General features: G+C 71.5%; 18 protein-coding genes. 9 read left to right on the top strand and 9 right to left on the bottom strand.

Annotated elements, in window-relative coordinates; translation table 11 throughout:
* Position 1 precedes the first annotated feature (1 nt).
* The 3 genes from ACFYY8_RS08270 (at position 2) to ACFYY8_RS08260 (ending at position 3,068) form a co-directional block, all read left to right on the top strand.
* Complete coding sequence (locus ACFYY8_RS08270; protein ID WP_390038463.1) at positions 2-730, top strand: class I SAM-dependent methyltransferase; 729 nt, start codon at positions 2-4, stop codon at positions 728-730.
* Between the two features lie 78 nt (positions 731-808).
* The gene (gene cysC / locus ACFYY8_RS08265) at positions 809-2,038 is read left to right on the top strand and encodes an adenylyl-sulfate kinase (RefSeq protein WP_390038461.1); all 1,230 of its coding nucleotides are present in this window, start codon (positions 809-811) and stop codon (positions 2,036-2,038) included.
* 124 nt (positions 2,039-2,162) lie between these two features.
* On the top strand, positions 2,163-3,068 hold the full coding sequence (locus tag ACFYY8_RS08260; protein ID WP_390038459.1) for a sulfite exporter TauE/SafE family protein: 906 nt from the start codon (positions 2,163-2,165) through the stop codon (positions 3,066-3,068).
* Here ACFYY8_RS08260 and ACFYY8_RS08255 read toward each other — a convergent pair.
* The gene (locus ACFYY8_RS08255; protein ID WP_390038457.1) at positions 3,003-4,076 is read right to left on the bottom strand and encodes a glycoside hydrolase family 26 protein; all 1,074 of its coding nucleotides are present in this window, start codon (positions 4,074-4,076) and stop codon (positions 3,003-3,005) included. The two genes, ACFYY8_RS08260 and ACFYY8_RS08255, sit on opposite strands and share 66 nt — an antisense overlap.
* A 340-nt stretch (positions 4,077-4,416) precedes the next feature.
* On the opposite strand from ACFYY8_RS08255, the gene ACFYY8_RS08250 reads away from it, so the two are divergent.
* The 6 genes from ACFYY8_RS08250 to ACFYY8_RS08225 are packed head-to-tail and all read left to right on the top strand — an operon-like array spanning position 4,417 to position 10,963.
* Entirely contained in the window at positions 4,417-5,688 is a 1,272-nt protein-coding gene (locus ACFYY8_RS08250) for a Wzz/FepE/Etk N-terminal domain-containing protein (protein WP_390038455.1), read from the top strand.
* Positions 5,685-6,977: a hypothetical protein gene (locus ACFYY8_RS08245; RefSeq protein ID WP_390038453.1), complete on the top strand. Its 1,293-nt coding sequence runs from the start codon at positions 5,685-5,687 to the stop codon at positions 6,975-6,977. Before ACFYY8_RS08250 ends, ACFYY8_RS08245 begins: the two co-directional genes overlap by 4 nt.
* On the top strand, positions 6,974-7,894 hold the full coding sequence (locus ACFYY8_RS08240) for a hypothetical protein (RefSeq protein WP_390038451.1): 921 nt from the start codon (positions 6,974-6,976) through the stop codon (positions 7,892-7,894). Before ACFYY8_RS08245 ends, ACFYY8_RS08240 begins: the two co-directional genes overlap by 4 nt.
* Before the next feature lie 5 nt (positions 7,895-7,899).
* The gene (locus tag ACFYY8_RS08235) at positions 7,900-8,748 is read left to right on the top strand and encodes a sulfotransferase family protein (RefSeq protein WP_390038449.1); all 849 of its coding nucleotides are present in this window, start codon (positions 7,900-7,902) and stop codon (positions 8,746-8,748) included.
* Complete coding sequence (locus tag ACFYY8_RS08230; protein ID WP_390038447.1) at positions 8,736-10,052, top strand: lipopolysaccharide biosynthesis protein; 1,317 nt, start codon at positions 8,736-8,738, stop codon at positions 10,050-10,052. Before ACFYY8_RS08235 ends, ACFYY8_RS08230 begins: the two co-directional genes overlap by 13 nt.
* Positions 10,049-10,963: a sulfotransferase gene (locus tag ACFYY8_RS08225; protein WP_390038445.1), complete on the top strand. Its 915-nt coding sequence runs from the start codon at positions 10,049-10,051 to the stop codon at positions 10,961-10,963. Before ACFYY8_RS08230 ends, ACFYY8_RS08225 begins: the two co-directional genes overlap by 4 nt.
* Before the next feature lie 7 nt (positions 10,964-10,970).
* Here ACFYY8_RS08225 and ACFYY8_RS08220 read toward each other — a convergent pair whose 3' ends face one another.
* The 8 genes from ACFYY8_RS08220 to pth form a co-directional block, all read right to left on the bottom strand.
* Positions 10,971-11,828 carry a WecB/TagA/CpsF family glycosyltransferase gene (locus ACFYY8_RS08220; protein WP_390038443.1) on the bottom strand — a complete coding sequence of 286 codons (858 nt, stop codon included), beginning with the start codon at positions 11,826-11,828 and terminating at the stop codon, positions 10,971-10,973.
* The gene (locus tag ACFYY8_RS08215; protein ID WP_390038441.1) at positions 11,828-12,751 is read right to left on the bottom strand and encodes a glycosyltransferase family 2 protein; all 924 of its coding nucleotides are present in this window, start codon (positions 12,749-12,751) and stop codon (positions 11,828-11,830) included. The genes ACFYY8_RS08220 and ACFYY8_RS08215 overlap by 1 nt, the downstream gene beginning before the upstream one ends.
* The gene (locus tag ACFYY8_RS08210; RefSeq protein WP_390038439.1) at positions 12,748-13,689 is read right to left on the bottom strand and encodes a sulfotransferase; all 942 of its coding nucleotides are present in this window, start codon (positions 13,687-13,689) and stop codon (positions 12,748-12,750) included. The genes ACFYY8_RS08215 and ACFYY8_RS08210 overlap by 4 nt, the downstream gene beginning before the upstream one ends.
* A 204-nt stretch (positions 13,690-13,893) precedes the next feature.
* Positions 13,894-15,156, bottom strand: coding sequence for a sulfate adenylyltransferase subunit CysN (gene cysN / locus ACFYY8_RS08205; protein WP_352013911.1), 1,263 nt, complete (start codon positions 15,154-15,156; stop codon positions 13,894-13,896).
* 115 nt (positions 15,157-15,271) lie between these two features.
* Complete coding sequence (gene cysD, locus ACFYY8_RS08200) at positions 15,272-16,186, bottom strand: sulfate adenylyltransferase subunit CysD (RefSeq protein WP_390038436.1); 915 nt, start codon at positions 16,184-16,186, stop codon at positions 15,272-15,274.
* A 19-nt stretch (positions 16,187-16,205) separates the two neighbouring features.
* Entirely contained in the window at positions 16,206-16,973 is a 768-nt protein-coding gene (locus ACFYY8_RS08195) for a 3'(2'),5'-bisphosphate nucleotidase CysQ (RefSeq protein WP_390038434.1), read from the bottom strand.
* Positions 16,973-18,418: a sugar transferase gene (locus tag ACFYY8_RS08190; protein ID WP_390038432.1), complete on the bottom strand. Its 1,446-nt coding sequence runs from the start codon at positions 18,416-18,418 to the stop codon at positions 16,973-16,975. The genes ACFYY8_RS08195 and ACFYY8_RS08190 overlap by 1 nt, the downstream gene beginning before the upstream one ends.
* A 119-nt stretch (positions 18,419-18,537) precedes the next feature.
* Positions 18,538-19,143 carry an aminoacyl-tRNA hydrolase gene (gene pth / locus ACFYY8_RS08185; protein WP_390038430.1) on the bottom strand — a complete coding sequence of 202 codons (606 nt, stop codon included), beginning with the start codon at positions 19,141-19,143 and terminating at the stop codon, positions 18,538-18,540.
* Positions 19,144-19,273: the final 130 nt, after the last annotated feature.

Below are 19,273 nucleotides of genomic sequence, written 5' to 3'. Positions count from 1 at the left end.
CATGTCTGAGGTACGGTCGGTCGTCTCGCGGGACGACATATTCAGCAGGCGGATTCGAGAGCAGGCGGCGGGGCAGCCCGGCAGGCGGCTGGACATCCTGGTCGCCGGATGCGGATGGCCGGAACCACTTGACCTCGAAGGGGTCCAGGCGCGGGTCACCGGGATCGACGAGGACCTGCCCGCGCTGCGGGTGAGCGCCGGCTCCCGCAAGGACCTCGACGCGCTGGCGCTGGGAGATCTGCGTTCGGTGCCCGTGCCGCCCCGCGCGTTCGACGTCCTGCACGTGCCGTTCCTGCTCGAACGGATCGAGCACCCCGAGCTGGTGCTCGACCGGCTGCTCGCCGGGTTGCGCCCCGGCGGCGTGGTGCTGTTGCGGATGCGCGACCGCGCCTCGGCCTACGGAACCTGCGACCGGCTGCTGCCTTCCGTGCTGCGGCGGCTGCTGTGGCCGAAACTGGCCCCCGAGGGCGCGGTCGGCCCGCTGCGCGCCTTCTACGGCGAGATCACCTCACGCGAGGGGATGCACTCCTTCTGCCTGACGCGCGGCCTGATGGTGACCGACGACATGTCGGCCACGAGCGGCCCGGCGCTGAGCGGGCCGAAGCACGCCCTGGTCAGGCTCGCCTGTTCCACGGTCGAGACGGCCTCCCGGGGGCGGCGGCCCGCCTCGCACGACGAGATCATCATGGTCGTCCGCAAGCCGCAGAACCACTTCGCCCGGTTGATATGAGCCGGAGGGGTTGGTGTGGGACAACTGGAGTAGGTAAGGTGATGAAATCCGACTAAGTTGATCGGGATTGTGGAGCAAATGACGGCCCCTTTCGAGTGGACCCCCGACGCCCATGAGCTGGCCGACCTGGAGCTGCTGCTCTCCGGCGCCTTCCAGCCTCTGACGGGCTTCATGAGCTCGGCCGACGCGCACTCCGTCGACGGGCACGGCGTCCTGACGGACGGCACGAGCTGGCCCGCGCCGGTCACGTTCGCGCTGCCCGACGACCACCCGGCCGCCCCCGGCGACCAGGTCACGCTGCGAGACCCCGAGGGCGCCGCGCTGGCCGTGCTCACCGTCACCGACCGTCACGACGGCCTCGTCGCCGGTCCGGTCGAGGCGCTCGACGCCCCGGAGCACGGTCCCTTCGCCAGGTTGCGTCTCACCCCGGCGGAGATCCGCAAGGAGCTGGGTGAGCGGCCCGCGCTCGCGGTCACCATGCGCGGCCCGCTGGACGACCTCGGCGAGATCGCAGCGACCGCGCGGGAGCTGGGCGCCGTGGTGCTGCTGCTGCCGCTGGCGTTCGGCGAGGGCGGCCCCGCGGTGGTCCGCGCGGCGTTGAAGGCGCGCGAGAGGCTCGGCGAGGACGCCCTCCTGGCCGTGGTGCCCCTGGCCCGCAGGGACGACCCCAGCATCGATCTGGAGCTGCGTGAGCGTGTCGCGGAGGCCTACGGCGCCACCGAGCACCTGGCGGGCCCCGAGCCGGTGACGCTGCCCGGCCCGCCGCACCGGCGCGGCCTGGTGGTCTTCTTCACCGGCCTGTCCGGCTCGGGGAAGTCCACCGTGGCCAGGGGGCTGCGGGACGCGCTGCTCGAACGCGGCGGCCGTACGGTCACCTATCTGGACGGGGACGTGGTCAGGCGGCTGCTGTCGGCGGGGCTGACCTTCTCCAAGCAGGACCGCGACCTGAACATCCGCAGGATCGGGTTCGTCGCCGCGGAGGCGGCCAGGCACGGCGGGCTGGCGATCTGCGCGCCCATCGCGCCCTACGCCGCGACCCGCGAGGAGGTCAGGGAGATGGTCGAGGCGGTCGGCGCCGACTTCCTGCTGGTCCACGTGGCCACTCCGCTCGAGGAGTGCGAGCGCCGTGACCGCAAGGGGCTCTACGCCAAGGCGCGCGCGGGTCTCATCCCCGAGTTCACCGGGATCTCCGACCCCTACGAGGATCCCGACGACGCCGACCTGGTCGTCGACACCACCTCGATCAGCGTGGACCAGGCAGTACGGCAGGTGCTCGACCCGTTGATCCGGGGAGGGTGGGTCCGTTGACCCCGGGGCCCGGGGCGCCGGGCCCCCGCAACGGGCGGCCCCGCGCCGCCCGCCCCACAGTGACCCTTAGTGACCCTGAACGACCCAGAATGACCCAGAATGACCGAGAAATGGTGAGCGACCGATGGCCATCGACTTCCCCCTGGCAGCCGGCTCCTTCATCGTCGCGATCATCGTCGGGCTGACCGGCATGGGCGGCGGCGCGTTGATGACGCCGATGATGCTGCTGTTCTTCAACGTCCCTCCCCTGGCCGCCGTCTCCAGCGACCTGGTCGCCTCCGCCGTCATGAAGCCGGTCGGCGGGGTCGTCCACATGCGGCGCGGGACGGTGAACCTGCGCCTGGTCGGCTGGCTGTGCGCGGGCTCGGTGCCCGCGGCCTTCTGCGGGGTCTTCGCCGCCAGGGCCTTCGGGGACGGCGAGCAGGTCCAGGAGGTGGTCAAGTACGCCCTGGGTGTCGCCCTGCTGCTGGCGGTCGTCGGGCTGGTCGCCAAGGCCTGGATGTCACGTGACGACCGGGGGAAGGACGCGGCGGAGCTGTCGTCCATCGTCGTGCGCCCTATTCCGACCTTACTGGTCGGTATGGTCGGAGGCTTGGTCGTCGGCATCTCGTCGGTCGGCTCGGGTTCGCTGATCATCGTGGCGCTGCTCGCGCTGTATCCGGCGCTGAAGGCCAACCAGCTCGTCGGCACCGACCTGGTCCAGGCCGTGCCGCTGGTCGCCTCGGCCGCCCTCGGCCACCTGCTGTTCGGCGACTTCCAGCTGTCCATCACCACCTCCCTGCTGGTCGGCTCGATCCCGGGTGTCTACATCGGTGCCAGGATCTCCGCCTGGGCGCCGGGCGGCGTCATCCGCGCGCTGCTCGCGGTCGTGCTGCTCGCCTCGGCGCTGAAGCTCCTGGGCGTCGGCAACACGGCCCTGCTGTGGAGCGTCGGCGGGATGTCCGTCGTGGGCGCCGTGGCCTGGTCACTTCTGCGGAACCGCGGGGGCGCGCAGGTCGGGGTCGTGCGCGAGGCCGGAAAAGGCCTGTAGGGCTCCCGGGGTGGTGTCGAAGCGGGTGTCCCCCCTCGGGGCGTGCGGCGAGTCGAAGTAGACCAGCGCCTTGATCCGGGGATAGTCACGCACCTGCCGCCGTGTCCCGGCGAAGAACCTCTCCTTGAAGCCGGGGTCGCCCGGCCGCTCGAACACGCCCCACTCGGCGAGCATGACGGGCTTGCCCGGCAGGCGCGCGTTCATCCACCGGTAGGCCCCGGGCCAGCGGGCGAACCCCTCGCGGGTCCTGTCGACCAGGTCGCCGAAGTCCCGCACCCGCTCGTCGGCGTAGGGGTCCATCGCCACCCAGTCGACCACGTCGTCGCCGGGGTAGAGCCGGTCGAACCAGAGGCTCGCCCCCCAGTTGGGCGCGCCCATGTAGGTCATGACCGTGACCGCGTTGCGCACGCCGTCCCGCCGCAGCCGCAGCACCACGTGCCGGAACATCGCGGCGTAGTCCTCGGCGGTCATGCCCGAACCCGGGCGCTGCCGTACGTCGTTCTCCGGCTCGTGGTGGACGGTGAGGAAGAACCTCTCGGGGAAGCTCCCGGTGATGTGCGCGGCCAGCCGGTCGATGCGGGAGTCGATCGCGCCCTTGGCGATCTGCGCCCAGGTGTGGTCGAGGGACGGCTTCCAGTTGACCAGCAGGATTCTGCGACCCTTCGGGTCGCGGGCGATCCGGCGTTCCTGAGGGGTCGGGAACAGCTCGGCGCCCCGGTGGTAGAGGTGCACGATGTCGGCGCGGCGGCCCATACGCCGTTCCGCGCGGGCGATCGCCCGCTGCGGGGGCCTGCCGGTGAAGATCTCCGGCGCGATCCCCCACCAGGCGCCGCAGGCGGGGACGAGCTTGGCGTCGACCGCGCAGGCGGACGGCTTCACGTCGGCCCGTGCCGGAGTGCTCCGCGGCCGGTCGCGGGAGGCGCCCTCGGAAGGAGCGCACGCCCCGGTTCCGAGCACCAGTGACAGACCCGAAACGGCGACCAACGCCTTCCGCGAAAAAAGCCGCATGGCGGCATCACACAAATACACCGTCAGAACCATCGTTTCCTCACGAACATTCCGATCATTCCGGTCATTCCGGTTTCTGGCCCTGCGGTCACCGCCGCGCCCCAAGCCTGCCACCGCGCGGACGTGCCATGTCACCGGCTTCGACGTTCCCGAGCCACCCCCGCATGGCAATCGCAAGGAAATATCGGATAAATGGTGTTTATTTTCTTTCCACCGCGACGGCACCCGTCACGAAAATCTTGTGTATCGGATCGAGAAAACAACAGGCGGACCTATAGTTCCTAGCGTTCGAAATCATCGAACCCCCATATCAAACCCCCTCGAAAAGGACTCGAAACATATGAGCCCTCCGCCGGACGCCTCGGTCCGCCGCTCCGGCGGAGACCTGACGGACTACGTGTCCTTCCTCCGCCGCCGCTGGCCGACCATCCTGTTCCTGCTCGCCGGTGGCGCGGGCGCGGGCGCCGTGCTGCTGTGCGTGATCCCTCCCGCCTACACCGCCTCGGCCCAGGTGCTGGTCACCCCGACGGGCCTGCAGGAGCAGACGAACCAGGTCACCAACCGGCAGCGCGAGGCGCTCAACCTCGACACCGAGGCCCAGGTCGCCCAGTCCGCCGTGGTCGCGAGAAAGGCAGGGCGCGCACTCGGGGGCGCCCCGGGGCCGGTGGAGGTCTCCGTGCCCCCGAACACCTCGGTCCTGGACATCTCCTACACCGCCTCCGACCCGGCCGCCGCGGCGGCGGGGGCCGGCGCCTACGCCAGGGCCTACCTGGACAACCGGCGTGAGACCGCGGCACGGGCGATGGACGCCCAGCTGGAGGCGCTCCAGTCCAAGCTGAAGCAGGTCAACGCGAGCCTGTCCGCCGTGGTCGCCTCCCTCCCCGGCCTGCCCAAAGGCACGGCGGAGCGAACCCTGGCCGCGCAGCGGCAGAACGTCCTGGGCCGCCAGGTCTACAACCTCACCGTGAAGTACGACGCGCTGCGGACGGTGGCCGTGACCCCCGGCACCGTGATCAGCGAAGCCGTCCCCCCGACCGCCCCCAGCCAGCCGAGCCCGCCCCTCTACCTCGGCAGCGGCCTGATGGCCGGGCTCCTGGCCGGGGTCGGCCTCGCCTGGTTCCGCGACCGCCCCGCCAGGCCGGACACGCCCGCGACCGGAGGGACGGGGCCCGGCGCCGTCCTGCGGGCACGCCCCGAGGAGATCGAGAGACTGGCGGGCAAGGAGGGCGCGGTTCTGCTGGTCAGCGTCGCCGGGATCTCCCCACGCGGGATGGCGCGGGCCGTACGGCGACTCGGACGGCAGGGCATGCCGGTGGTCGGCGGCCTTCTCACCCCCCCGGCTCCCCCGCAGCGAACGGTGGAGCGCCCCGCCCAGCAGATCCCGCCACACCCCCCGCAGGACACACCGCGCCAGACGCACAGCGTCGCGCCGCGCCGCGACGAGGCCCCCGGCGACTGGCCCACCTCCTTCCCGGTGAGCCGCCCCACACCTCGCGCCGCGGGCCGTACCACGGAGAGCGTCCCCGAGCCGGGCAGGTGGGTCGCCGGGGCCTCGATGCCCACCGTGCCGATCAGGACGTTGTCCCCGCCAGAGACGGCCTTCCCCCCGTGAGAGGCCTGGACCGGGCGGCCTGGCCGATCGCCGCGCTGCTCGTCGGCTACCCCGTCTGGTGGGCGCTCGGTTTCGGCGGTCTGTCGATCGTGGTGCTGGCCCCGGCGATGGCGGCGGTGCTGTGGCGGCGACGGCCGATCAGGGTTCCCCGGGGGTTCGGCCTCTGGCTGATGCTGCTGGCCGGTTACCTCATCAGCGCGCTCATGCTCGGGGAGATGCCGCCGGGGACCTACGGCGACTTCGGCCTCGGGCGGGTGCTCGGCTACCTGATGCGTCTGGCCCTGTACGTCTCCCTGCTGATCATGGTCCTCTACCTGGGCAACCTGACCGAGCGGGAGCTCCCCCAGCTCACCCTGGTGCGCATGCTCGGCGCGCTGTTCGTCACGACCGTCGTGGGCGGCCTGCTCGGGGTTCTCGTCCCCGGCGCCGACCTCACCTCACCGGTCGAGATGGTGCTGCCTCACTGGATCGCCGACAACCCCTACGTGCACAACCTGATCCACCCGACCACGGCCCAGGTGCAGAAGGTTCTCGGCCACGCCTCCCCCCGCCCCGAGGCCCCCTTCGAATGGGCCAACGCCTGGGGAAGCAACGTCTCGGTGCTGCTGGTCTGGTTCGTGGTCGGCTGGTGGACGTACGGCGGGCCGCGCAGGCGCCTGGCCGTGGCCCCGATGCTCGCGCTGTGCGCCGTCCCCGTCGTCTACTCCCTGAACCGGGGCCTGTGGATCGGCCTCGGGGTCGCGGCCGTCTACCTGCTGCTGCGCCTGGGCGCGCGGACGCGGATCATGGCCTGCTCGGCCATCGCCGCAGGGGCGCTGCTGCTGCTCCTGAGCCCGCTGCGCACCCTGGTCGCCGAACGGCTGGACAACCCGCACAGCAACGACATCCGCGCCTTCACCGTCTCGGCGACCGTCGCCGCGGCGCGCACCTCGCCGATCATCGGCTACGGCAACACCAGGAACGCCATGGGCAACCACAACACGATCACCACCGGCAGGACCGACTGGTGCGAGGGGTGCGGCCATCCACCGCTGGGCAGCGACGGTCAGCTCTGGCATCTGATGATCACCCAGGGGTTCGTCGGGGCCGGACTGTACGTGGCGTTCTTCGTCGGGGCGATCCGCCGCCACTGGCCCGACCGGAGCCCCGTCGGCCTGGCCGGGGTGCTGGTGATGATCCTGACCCTGCTCTACATGTTCGTCTACGACGGGCTGGTCACACCGCTCAGCCTGTATCTGATCTCTTTCGCGCTGCTCTGGAGGAACTCGATGACGAGTGGGGCCGCATGAACGACACCCGTGTCCGGCTGCGCTACCTCACCAGGACGGTCGGCCTGCTGTTCCCCGCGGAAGGCGAGCCCCGCCCCTACAGCCTGCTCCCCCACCGCACGCTTCCCCGCAGGCTGGCGCCCCGCGCGTGGTGGCACCCGGGCAGGAGGGTGCTGGTGCCCTCGGGCGACGACACCATCGAGACCTACCTGAGCCAGGCGCTCGGCACCCCGATCCGGGTCGTGCTGCACGTCCGTCCCCCCAGGCGCGCCAACCGCAAGCCGATCCTCGAAGCCCACGCGCGGGACGGGCTGGCCGCCTTCGTGAAGATCGGCGACACGCCCCGGATCCGTGACCTCGTCACGCACGAGGCGCGCACGCTCGCCATGCTCGCCGACATCCCCCTGAAGACCGTCGTCGCCCCGACCGTGCTCCACCACGGAACATGGCGAGGCCTGTCCGTGCTCGCGCTGTCCCCCCTGCCCGTACGGCGGAGCGCCCGAGCGACCCCCGTACCCGGCCGCCTCCTCGTCGAGGCCGTCACCGAGATCGGTCACCTGCCCGTCCCGCACAGGCGGGGCTTCGCCTGGCACGGCGACTTCGCCCCCTGGAACATCGCACGTGCGGCGGACGGCAGGCTGCTGGTGTGGGACTGGGAACGGTTCGGCACCGGTGTCCCGTTCGGCTTCGACGCCGTCCACCACCTCTTCCACCGCCTGCTGCGCCGCAACGGCCCGGCGACGACCGCCAGGGCCTGCCTCGCCCAGGCCCTTCCGGCATTGGCGCCCTTCGGGCTCTCCGCGGCCGAGGCCAAGCTGACCGTGATCCGCTACCTGATCGCGCTGGCGGACCGGCACGCGGCCGACGGCCACGCCCCTCTCGGCCCGCCGGAGCACTGGCTCAACCCCACCGTCGACTTCCAGGAGCTCCTGTCGTGAAGCCCATGCTGAAACGTTCCGTGCACGCCGTCGCGCGGACCGCCGGCCGGTTCACCGCCGGAGGACGGGTGCTGCCCTCCTTCCTGATCGCCGGGGCGCAGCGCGCGGGCACCACCTCGCTCTACCGGGCGCTCTCCCAGCACCCGCTGATCCTCAAGCCCGGCCTCCACAAGGGGGTGCACTACTTCGACGTGGCCTATGACCGTGGCCTGTCGTGGTACCGGGCGCACTTCCCGCTGCGCGCCGGGACCTCCAGGCTGACCCGCCGGTACGGCTGCCGCCCCCACGTCTTCGAGTCCTCCCCCTACTACCTGTTCCACCCGCTGGCCGCCTCCCGCATCGCCCGTGACCTGCCGGGTGTGAAGCTGATCGTCCTGGTGCGCGACCCGGTCGAGCGTGCCTTCTCCGCGCACGCCCACGAACTGGCCAGGGGGTTCGAGACGGAGCCCTCCTTCGCCAGGGCGATCGAGCTTGAGGAGGAACGGCTCGCCGGAGCCGCGGAGGGACTGTGCGCCGCGCCGTACTCGACGAGTCACGCGCACCGTCACCACGCCTACCTCGCCAGGGGCCGCTACGCCGAGCAGCTCGCCCGGTTCGAGCCGCTGATCGGCAGGGACCGGATACTCGTGATCGACAGCGGACGGTTCTTCGGCGAGCCCGAGATCGTCTACGACCGTGTGCTGGAGTTTCTGGGGCTGCCGCACATCGGCGATCCGGTCTTCGAACGGCACAACGCCCGTCCCCGGCCCGGCCCGATGCCCGATTCGTTGCGCCGTGAGCTCACCGACCACTTCGAGGAGTGGGACGCCAAGCTGCCCCACTGGCTCGGCGCGTCCCCCTCGTGGCGCCGCTGATCTCCGCGGGCCTGACCAGGCTGCCGCGTGCCGGAGGAGCCGCCAGAGACGGCCTGGCGGGGCTCGTCGGCGCCGGGGTCGGAGCGGGCGCCCAGTTCCTGACGGTCGTGCTGGTCACCAGGGGCACCGATCGGCAGACGGCGGGCGCCTTCTTCACCGCGACCGCGCTGTGCCTGACCGTCGCGGGCGTCCTGCGGCTCGACGCGGGCAACGGGCTCGTCCACGTCATCGCCGGGACCGGCGCCTCCGGTCACGACCGGGCGCGAGGGCAGATCCGTGCGGCGCTGGCGCCGGTCGCGGCGCTCTCGGTGGCCGTGGGGACGGTCCTGTTCGCCTGCCTGTCCGACCCGGCTTTCCGGGTGCTGGCGGTCGCGCTGCCCGCCGTCGTGTGCGCGGACGTCCTGGTCTCCGCGACACGCGGCTTCGGGATGATGCTGCCGACCCTGCTGCTCGACGGCCTGCTCCAGCCCGTCGCCCAGCTCGCGCTCGTCGCCCTCGCCGTCGCATCCGGGGTGCGGACGGTCCCGGTCCTGGTGGCCGCCTGGGCGTTGCCGTACGTCCCGGTGCTGTGCCTGGCGGCGCTCTGGCTGCGTGGACGGCTGCCCCACACGCCGTACGCCGGGTCGTACGCCTTGGAGGCCGCGCGTGAGCTGTGGCGCCACACCTGGCCCAGATCGGCCGCCGCCGCGATCCAGGCGGTGTTCCAGCGGCTGGACGTCATGGTCGTCGCGGTCCTCGCCGGGCCTGAGGAGGCCGCCGTCTACACCGCCGCCACCCGTTTCAAGGTGGTCGGCCAGCTCGTCAACCGGGGGCTGGCCCAGGCGGCGCAGCCCAGGCTGGTCGAGGCGCTCACCGCCGGGAACCTGGGCCGCGCCCGCGTGCTGTACCAGTCGGCGACGACATGGCTTGTGGCGCTGACCTGGCCGCTCTGGCTGGGGTACGCCCTGTGCGCGCCGTGGCTGCTCGGCCTCCTCGGCGACGGGTACGCCTCGGGTGCCGCCGTGGCGCTGGTCCTCGCCGTGACGATGATGCTCGCCGGGGCCTGCGGCATGGTGGACGTGGTGCTGACCGCCGCCGGGCACACCCGCTCCAGCCTGGCCAATCTGGTCGCCGCGATCACGGTGACCACGGTCTGCGGGGTGTTCCTGACCCCCATGTACGGCGCGGCGGGCGCGGCCCTCGCCTGGGCCTCGGGCACGCTGGTCAAGAACCTGCTGCCGCTGTGGCAGATCTACCGCCGCCTCGGCCTGCGCCCCTTCGGCGCCCACAGTCTGGGGGCGCTGCGACCCTGGCGGCCCCGATGACGGGCGGGGTTCCCGTGCTGGTCACGGGGCTGCCCAGGAGCGGCACGAGCTGGACGGGCAAGATGCTGGCGGCGGGTGGCGGCCTGGTCTACGTCAACGAGCCGCTCAACCCCCAACACCCGCCCGGCCGCTGCCCCGGGGTGCTGAACGCCCACGTCACCCACCGTTTCCAGTACATCTGCCCGGACAACGAGGACCTCTGGCTGCCCGCCTTCACCGACACGGTCGCGCTGCGCTACCGGTTCCTGGCCGAGCTGCGGCGCAACCGCTCGCCGTACGACCTGGCGCGGATGGCCAGGTACGGCACGGCCTTCACCCTGGGGCGCCTGACCGGGCGGCGGGCGCTGCTCGACGACCCGTTCGCGTTGTTCTCCGCCGGGTGGTTCGCAGAGCGCCTCGGCTGCCAGGTGGTCGTGCTGCAACGTGACGCGGTGCCGTTCGTGGGCAGCTGGCAACGGCTCGGCTGGACCGTCTACTTCCACGAACTGCTCGAACAGCCACTGCTCATCAGGGACCACCCCCACCTGGAGGCGCTGCGCGCGTTCGTCGGCTGCCAGGACCGCGTCGCCAAGGCCGTCGCGCTGTGGCGGGCGGCCAGGCGGGTCGTCACGACCCTGGCCGCCGGGCATCCGGGGATCACCCTGGTCCGCTACGAGGACCTCGCCGCCGCCCCCGAGGAGGGCTTCCGCGCCCTGTACGGCAGGCTGGGCCTGGCCTGGTCGGCCCGTGCGCGCGAAAGGGTTCTCAGGGCGTGTACGGCGGCCACGGGACCGGCGGGCGGCTTCGTGTGGCACGGCCTGTCCCGTACGGCCTACCGCCCCATGGACTCCCGCCTGGCCCTGGCCCACGCCGCGAACCGGCTGAATCCCGAGGAGACCCGCCGGGTCCTGGAGCTGGCCTCCGGCGGGTGAGCCGCCTTTAGGAGAACAGGCGCCGCAGCAGACAGACCGTGAGCAGCTTGAGCGCGAACGGCAGGTCGTGCAGGAGGTAACGGCGGGCCAGCCTGCCGGGTTCGTTGACCAGCCGGAAGAGCCATTCGAGCCCGGAGCGCCGCATCCACGCGGGCGCCCTGCGGGCCGTACCCGCCGCGAACGAGATCGCCGCGCCGCAGCCGATGAACCAGGTCGCGGGCATGTCCTGGCGGAGCCTCGCGATGAGCCGGTCCTGCTTGGGGAAGCCCAGGCCGACGAACACCACCCGGGGCGCGGCGGCCAGCATGGCGTCCTTGACCTCCGTGTAGCCCTCCTCGGTCGTCTCGAACCCGTGTGGTGGGGCGTCCGCCCCCACCACGTGCAGCCGGGGGTGGCGTCCGCGCAACCGGGACGCCGCCTGCGCGGCCGCGCCCTGCGGGCCGCCGAGCAGGTAGACCGGGTAGCCGTAGAAGGCCGCCGCGTCCGACAGGGACCAGATCAGGTCGGCGCCGGTGACCCTGCCGGGGACGGGTGTGCCGAGCAGATCGGCCGCCCACACCAGCGGCATGCCGTCGGCGACCGCCAGATCGGCCTTCTCGACCAGCTCACGCGCCTCGGGGTCGCGGGCGACGGCCCAGCCGATGTCCACGTTGGGAGTCACCAGGTGGCCGCCCTCGCCGCGTTTCAGCGAGGCGATCACATGCTCGACGACCTCGCCCTCGGTCATCGGGTCGAGGACGAGACCGGCGACCCGCACCCTGCGGCGTTTACGGGCCGCCTCCTCCCGCCCCCTGTCCTGGCTCTTGTCCCGGCGCCGCCTGCCATGGGCCGGGCCCGGGGTCTGCCTGGCCGTACCGGTCGCCATCAGATGCCGTGCCCGCGGTGGTGCAACGCGCCCAGTACCGTGTGGGCGGAGACCAGACCGGCCGCGACGGCCAGCGCGATGGGCGTGCGTGGCTCGCCGCGCCGTACGGTGAACGCCCGGAACGCCCAGCGCCCGGCCTCCCTGCGCCTGCCGAGGGCCGCGTTGTGGAAGGCGATCTGACCGTAGACCCGTGCCGCGCCGCGCGGGTCCACGGCCAGATCCGGGTGCCGGGCGAGCATCCACTCAAGCCCGGCGATGCGGTCCGCCCACCTGGTCGCATACTGCGAGGCGCCCCAGCGGACTCGCACCAGCGGACGGTCCACATGCACGATGGGACGGCGCGCGGCGGCGCGCAGTGCCAGGTCCCAGTCTTCGTTCTGACCGTTCGGCGCGCTCTCGTCGACCAGGAACGCTCCACGCCTGAACAGGAACGTCGAGGAGTGCACCATCGCCATCCGCGAGCGCAGCAGGTGTGCCCGGGTGATGGAGGAGGTGCCCGCCAGGCGCCGGACGCGGCGGGAGCCGTACTCGATCTCGATGGCGCAGCTGGCGAACTCCGCGCCGGGCCGCGCCGTGAGCGCGCCCATCTGGGCGGCGAGTTTGCCCGGTGCCCACTCGTCGTCGTCGTCGCAGAAGGCGACCAGGTCGGTGTCGAGCGCCTCGATGCCCGTGTTGCGCGCCCCGGGAAGGCCGGGGAGACGCCGGTTGGCCACGACCCGGACACTCCGCGAGGTCGTCCCCGCCCCCCGGGCGAGGAAGTCGGCCAGCTGGTCGGTGACCTCGGCGGTGTCCGTGCCGTCGACGACGACGACCACCTCGACCGAGCCGGAGCACACCTGGCCGAGGGCGGCGCGCGTCGCGGCGCGCAGGTGCTCCGGCCTGTGACCTCTCGTGGGGATGACCACTCCCACCGACGGACTCACACAAGCCTCCCGCGATAGCCGTACTTGATCATCAGTGGCCAGGTCAGCGCGGTGACCAGGCTCCGGTGCAGGACGGGGGCCGCGGTGCGCCAGGCCTCGTCGGGGACCAGCCCGATCGGGCCGACCGCGAAACGCACCGGGTTCCCCGCGACCGTGTGCGCCCTGGAGAGCAGGGCCTTCTCACCGGTCAGGAAGTCGAGGCGGGCGGGCAGGCCGATCCTGGCGGCCAGGTGCCCGAGCGTTTCCGCCGGGGCCCGGACGAGGTCCTCGTAGCGGACCCTGGTGACCGGCACGCCGCCACGGGCCAGCAGTTCGATGCCGAGGTTCTGCGCCAGCCAGTGCACCGAGGTGCGGCCGGGCGACCAGCGGGTCATCGGGGAGCCGCTCTCCGGGCGGATGACCCGCCTGTGCCAGGAGTGGGCGACCGCCCGGGGGTCACGCACGACGTGTACGACGTGCACGTCGACCCCGGAGGCGGCCAGGCAGAAGGCCAGGGAGGCGTGCTTGCTCGAGTCGACGACGACCGGGCAGCCCGCGACCTCACTCGCCGCGTCGTAGAGACGGCGGTGGGCGGCGGCGTACTCGCCCAGCGCGGCGGGCCTCCGCGACGACCGGCCGCCGGCCAGGAGCCGGGCCAGGGCGGGGATGCGCCGGGTGCGGTCGACCCGCAGGCCGAGTGTGACGACCCTTTCTGCGAGGTCCTCCGACCAGCCGCCGAAGGCGCGGGCGCCGACCTCGCGCCAGAAGGGGCAGGTACCGAACGGCCTCTCGCACCCGCAGTCCTCGTTCGCGAGCACGCCCCGCGTCCAGAGGTGGGCGACCTCGCCGAGCGGCGCGATGCCGGGGACCTCACCGAGCAGCCGTTCGAGCAGTGTGGTGCCGCTGCGGCCGAGACCACCCAGGAAGACGACCCTGGCGGGAGACGGACTGTCAGACACGGGCACGAATCCTCACCGGATGGATACGGAACGTGCCGAGACTAGCGCGGAGAGTCACATTCGGGGTGGGGAACGGTCAAACGATCTACCGACCCCCACGTGGCGCGGCTCCCGGGCCCGCTGGGACGGCTCGGCCGCGTGAACGCGAAGGTCCCCTCCCCCACCCGCGTACGGCGGGCGGTGAAGGGGACCGGAGACGGGGCGTTATCGGGCCTCGACGATCATCCCGGCGCCGACGGTGTTGTTGGTCGTCTCGTCCACGAGGATAAAGCCGCCGGTGAGGCGGTTCCTGGCGTAGTCGTCGACGAACAGCGGCTGGGTGACGCGAAGCGAGACCCGTCCGATCTCGTTCAGGCCGAGGGCCTCGGCCGACTCGTCGCGGTGCAGGGTGTTGACGTCGAGCCGGTAGTGCAGGTCGCGGACCAGCGCGCGGGCCGTACGGGTGGTCTGCTTGATGGTCAGCTTGGCGCGCGGGCCCAGCTTGCTGGCGTCGGTCATCCAGCAGACCATCGCCTCAAGCTCCTGGGCGGCCTGCGGCTGGTTGTTCGGACGGCAGATCATGTCGCCCCGGGAGATGTCGATGTCGTCCTCAAGGCGGAGGGTCACCGACATCGGCGGGAAGGCCTCGTCCACGGGGCCGTCGAAGGTGTCGATCGAGGCGATGCGTGTGGTCAGCCCGGAGGGCAGGTGCATGACCTCGTCACCCGGCTTGAGGACGCCGCCCGCGACCTGGCCCGCGTAGCCCCGGTAGTCGTGGAAGGCCGGATCGGTCGCCCGCTGCGGCCTGATCACGTACTGCACGGGGAAGCGCACGTCCACCAGGTTGCGGTCGGAGGCGATGTGCAGGTGCTCAAGGTGGTGCAGCAGCGAGGAGCCGTTGTACCAGGGCATGTTCTCCGAGCGGGAGACCACGTTGTCGCCGTGCAGCGCCGAGATCGGGATGAACGTCAGGTCGGGGGCGTTCAGCTTGGCGGCGAAGGCGGTGAACTCCTCGCGGATCTCCTCGAACCGCTCCTGGGAGTAGTCGACCAGGTCCATCTTGTTGACCGCGAGCACCAGGTGCGGAACCCGCAGCAGCGTGGTCAGGAAGGCGTGCCGCCGCGACTGCTCGACCACGCCCTTGCGCGCGTCGATCAGGATGATCGCCAGGTCCGCGGTCGAGGCGCCGGTGACCATGTTCCGGGTGTACTGGATGTGGCCCGGGGTGTCGGCGATGATGAACTTGCGCTTGGGCGTGGCGAAGTAGCGGTAGGCCACGTCGATCGTGATGCCCTGCTCCCGCTCGGCCCGCAGGCCGTCGGTGAGCAGCGACAGGTCGGTGTACTCGGTGCCGCGGTCGCGGGAGGTGCGCTCGACGGCTTCGAGCTGGTCCTCGAAGATCGCCTTCGAGTCGAAGAGCAGGCGGCCGATGAGGGTCGACTTCCCGTCGTCGACGCTTCCCGCGGTGGCAAAGCGAAGAATGTCCATCAGAGCTGCTCTCCAGAGATCGTACGGCTGGCACGGGAAGGCCGCGCGGCGAGCGGGCCGAGCGGGCGGGGCCGTTCCCGGGCGGGAACGGGCCGGTGCGGCAGGACCTCGCGCACTAGAAGTAGCCCTCCCGCTTGCGGTCCTCCATCGCCGCCTCGGAGGCCCGGTCGTCGGCGCGGGTCGCGCCGCGCTCGGTGAGCCGGGTCACCGCGATCTCCTCGATGATCTCCTCGACCGTGGTGGCGGTCGACTGGACGGCGCCGGTGCAGGTCACGTCACCGACCGTGCGGTAGCGGACCATCATCTCGACGAGCGGCTCGTCCTCGTCGCGGGGGATGAACTCGGTGTCGGACAGCAGCATGCCGTCGCGCTCGAACACCTTGCGCCGGTGGGCGTAGTAGATCGACGGGATCTCGATGCCCTCACGCCGGATGTAGTCCCAGACGTCGAGCTCGGTCCAGTTGGACAGCGGGAACACCCGGATGTGCTCGCCCTTGCGAATTCGGCCGTTGTAGAGGTTCCACAGCTCGGGTCGCTGGTTCTTCGGGTCCCACTGGCCGAAGTCGTCGCGGAAGGAGAAGACCCGCTCCTTGGCGCGCGCCTTCTCCTCGTCCCGGCGGGCGCCGCCGAACACGGCGTCGTACTCGTTGTCCTCGATCGCGTCGAGCAGGGTCGTGGTCTGCAGCCGGTTGCGGGAGGCCCTGCGGCCCGTCTGCTCGGTGACGCGCCCGGCGTCGATGGAGTCCTGCACGCTCGCCACGACCAGGCGGGCGCCCAGCTCGGCGGCCCTGCGGTCGCGGAACTCGATGACCTCGGAGAAGTTGTGCCCGGTGTCGACGTGCATCAGCGGGAAGGGGATCGGCGCCGGCCAGAAGGCCTTCTCCGCGAGACGGAGCATGACGATCGAGTCTTTACCACCGGAGAAGAGCAGACAGGGACGCTCGAACTCGGCCGCCACCTCACGCATGATGTGAATGGCCTCTGCCTCAAGGACATCGAGCTGCGACGTGGTGTAGTCGCACTGAAGCATCTGACTCTCCTAGCGGGGATTATCGGTGGAGATCCCGGATTCCGGCGAGCAAGGTCGGCGCCAGTCCCGGTAGGGAAACAAGGATATCCGGCAGCGACGGGTCGCCCTGGTTGTAGGTCAGGGGTGAGCCGTCGATCCGGCTGGCGTGGGCTCCCGAGGCGAGGGCGACGGCGACCGGGGCCGCGGAGTCCCACTCGTACTGGCCGCCCGCGTGCACGTAGGCCTCGACCCGTCCGGTGAGGACCGCGGAGATCTTGGCGCCCGCCGACCCGATCGGCACCAGGTCGGCCCCCGTACGGCGGGCCAGTTCGACGACGAACTCGGGGGGCCTGCTCCTGCTGACCGCGATCTTCGGCCTGGTGCCGACCGTGAGCTGCGGGAGGACGGGGGGTTCCAGGGTGGACAGCGTCGTGCCGACGGCGGGCAGCGCCACCGCCCCCGCGCTCAGTGCGCCGTTCTCCCACAGCGCCACGTGCACCGCCCAGTCGTCGCGGCCCTCCTCGGCGAACTCGCGGGTTCCGTCGAGCGGATCGACGATCCACACCCGCTCCGCCGTCAGTCGCCGGGGGTCGAGGCGCTCATCCTGAGTCGCCTCCTCGGATAGCACACTGTCACCTGGACGTGAGGTCGCCAGGGCGTCCATCAGGAGGCGGTGCGCGGAGGAATCGCCCTCGGCGCGCAGCGCGGCCGGGTCGTCGAAGCCCCTCTTCTCGCGCAGGGCGAGCAGCAGTTCGCCCGCCTGAGTCGCCAGGTCCGCGGCGAGAACGTGGTCGTCGCGAATCGTCATCAGTATGCTCCAGCCCCTCGCGCGACAGCCGACCAGGTCTTCCACAGGATCTGCAGGTCCAGCGTGAGGGACCAGTTCTCCACATAACGTAGGTCCAACCGTACAGATTCCTCCCAAGATAGGTCAGACCGCCCACTGACTTGCCACAGGCCGGTCATGCCCGGCTTTACCAGCAGCCGCCGCCGGACGTCGTCACCGTACCGGGCGACCTCCTCGGGCAGCGGGGGTCTCGGGCCGACCAGCGACATCTGACCGAGCAGCACGTTGACAAGCTGCGGCAACTCGTCCAGGGAGTGACGCCGCAGCCGGGCGCCCACCGGGGTGATGCGCGGGTCGTTGCGGATCTTGAAGAGCACGCCCTGGCCGTCTCCGGTCAAGGTGATCCGGCGCCGCTCCGCGTCGGTGGTCATGGTGCGGAACTTGTAGATCGTGAACTCGGCGCCGTCCCTGCCGACCCGCCGCTGCCGGAAGAACACCGGCCCGGGTCCCGAGGCCCGTACGGCCAGCGGCAGCACGGCGAACAGCGGCAGCAACGCGACGAGCAGCACTCCGGCGCCGACCCGATCGAAGAGGTTCTTGACCAGTTGCCGCGGGCCGGTGAGCTCGGGGTGCTCCACGTGCAGCAGCGGCAGCCCGGCCGCGGGGCGGATGGTGATCCGCGGCCCGGTCACCTCCATCAGCGCCGGAGCGACGACCAGGTCGGTCTCGGTGCGTTCGAGGCGCCAGGCCAGGCGCCGCAGCGCCACTCCGTCCATCTCGGGACAGGCCAGGACCGCGACCGTGTCGGCCGACACCTGCGGCACGGCGATCGGGACATCCGACAGACAGCCGAGCACGGCGACCCCCTCCACGTCCCCCGCCCCGTCGTACGGCACGCAGACCCCGACGACCTCCATGCCGTGGTAGCGCTCCCTGCGGAAGCGACGGATGAGGTCGGCGACCGCGGCGCGGTGACCGACCGCGACGACCCGGCGCATGCAGGCCCCCTGGGCCCGCCTGCGGTGCAGACGGCGGCGCAGGCCGTACCTGGCGAGGATGGTCAGCAGCGTCGCCAGCGGCAGGGCGAGCACGACGTATCCCCTGGCCACGTCGGTCTTCGTCACGTATGCGCCGATGGCGAGAGCCGCGGTGAGGGTGAACCCGCACTGGAAGATCCGCTGGAACTCCTCGGCCCCCAGCCCGATCAGGCGGGGCTCGTAGGCACGGTTGATCCTGATCGCGCAGACCCAGACGACCGGAAGCGCGAGGCTCAGCAACACGTACGGGGTCACATACGGGGTGACCTCGCCGAACCGGACGAACAGCGCGAGCGTCCCGGCGAGGGAGGCTGAGCCGAGATCGGCCACCGCGGCTCGCACCCGGTAACGACGGACCCAGTCCGGCAGACTCGGACGGACCGCCCACGCGGCCCTCGGCCTCGCCCGGTCGACGATTACGTCACGCACACACTCCCCCTGCGTAACCAGGCACCAACGGACAGTGACCGAATGTTAGCGCCAGGAACGGGAGGTACGAGGTTCGAAGGCCGAAACGCGCGCCGTTCGTACGAACGGCTAGAAGTCGATCACCGGGGCGGCCCTGAGATGTTCAGGTCCGTCGCGTGGAAGGCGTTCTGAGTGGGTTCGAGCCCCGCCTTCATCAGCGACTCCACCACGTCCGCCGCCTTGTCCACCAGGAACGGCAGATCCTTGCGCTCGGCGGTCGCGAAGTCGCGCAGGACGAAGGAGGCGGCGTCCATCCGGCCGGGCGGGCGGCCGATCCCGAAACGGACCCGCAGATAGTCACGCGTCGCGAGGGACTTGGTGATCGACTTCAGCCCGTTGTGGCCGTTGTCGCCACCGCCGAGCTTGGCCCTGAGCGCGCCGTAGGGGATGTCCAGCTCGTCGTGGACCACGATCACCCGGGCCGGTTCGACCTTGTAGAAGTCGGCCAGGGCCTTAACCGGGCCGCCGGAGAGGTTCATGAACGACAACGGCTTGGCCAGCACCGCGGGAAGGCCGGCGACCCGCCCTTCAAGCGCCTCGGCCCGTGACCTGTGGGCCTTGAAGCGCCCCCCGGCCCGCGCGGCGAGCTCGTCGAGCACCATGAAGCCCGCGTTGTGCCGGTTCCCCGCGTACTCGGGACCGGGGTTCCCCAGACCAACGACCAGCCAGCGGTCCACGGTCGGCATCCCTTCTCACATGCGCGTCAGGTCTCGCACGCGCGTCAGGGCAGCCCGGTCCCGGACTGCCCTGACAGGGGACGACGCGACGACCGCGCACCCCGGCGTGCTCGGTTTCCCCGCGGCCGCCGTACGGCGG

The sequence above is a fragment of the Streptosporangium sp. NPDC001559 genome (assembly GCF_042893955.1).
Lineage (GTDB): Bacteria > Actinomycetota > Actinomycetes > Streptosporangiales > Streptosporangiaceae > Streptosporangium.
Note: the sequence above shows the minus strand (reverse complement) of the source record. Positions and strands in the feature narration are given on the sequence as shown.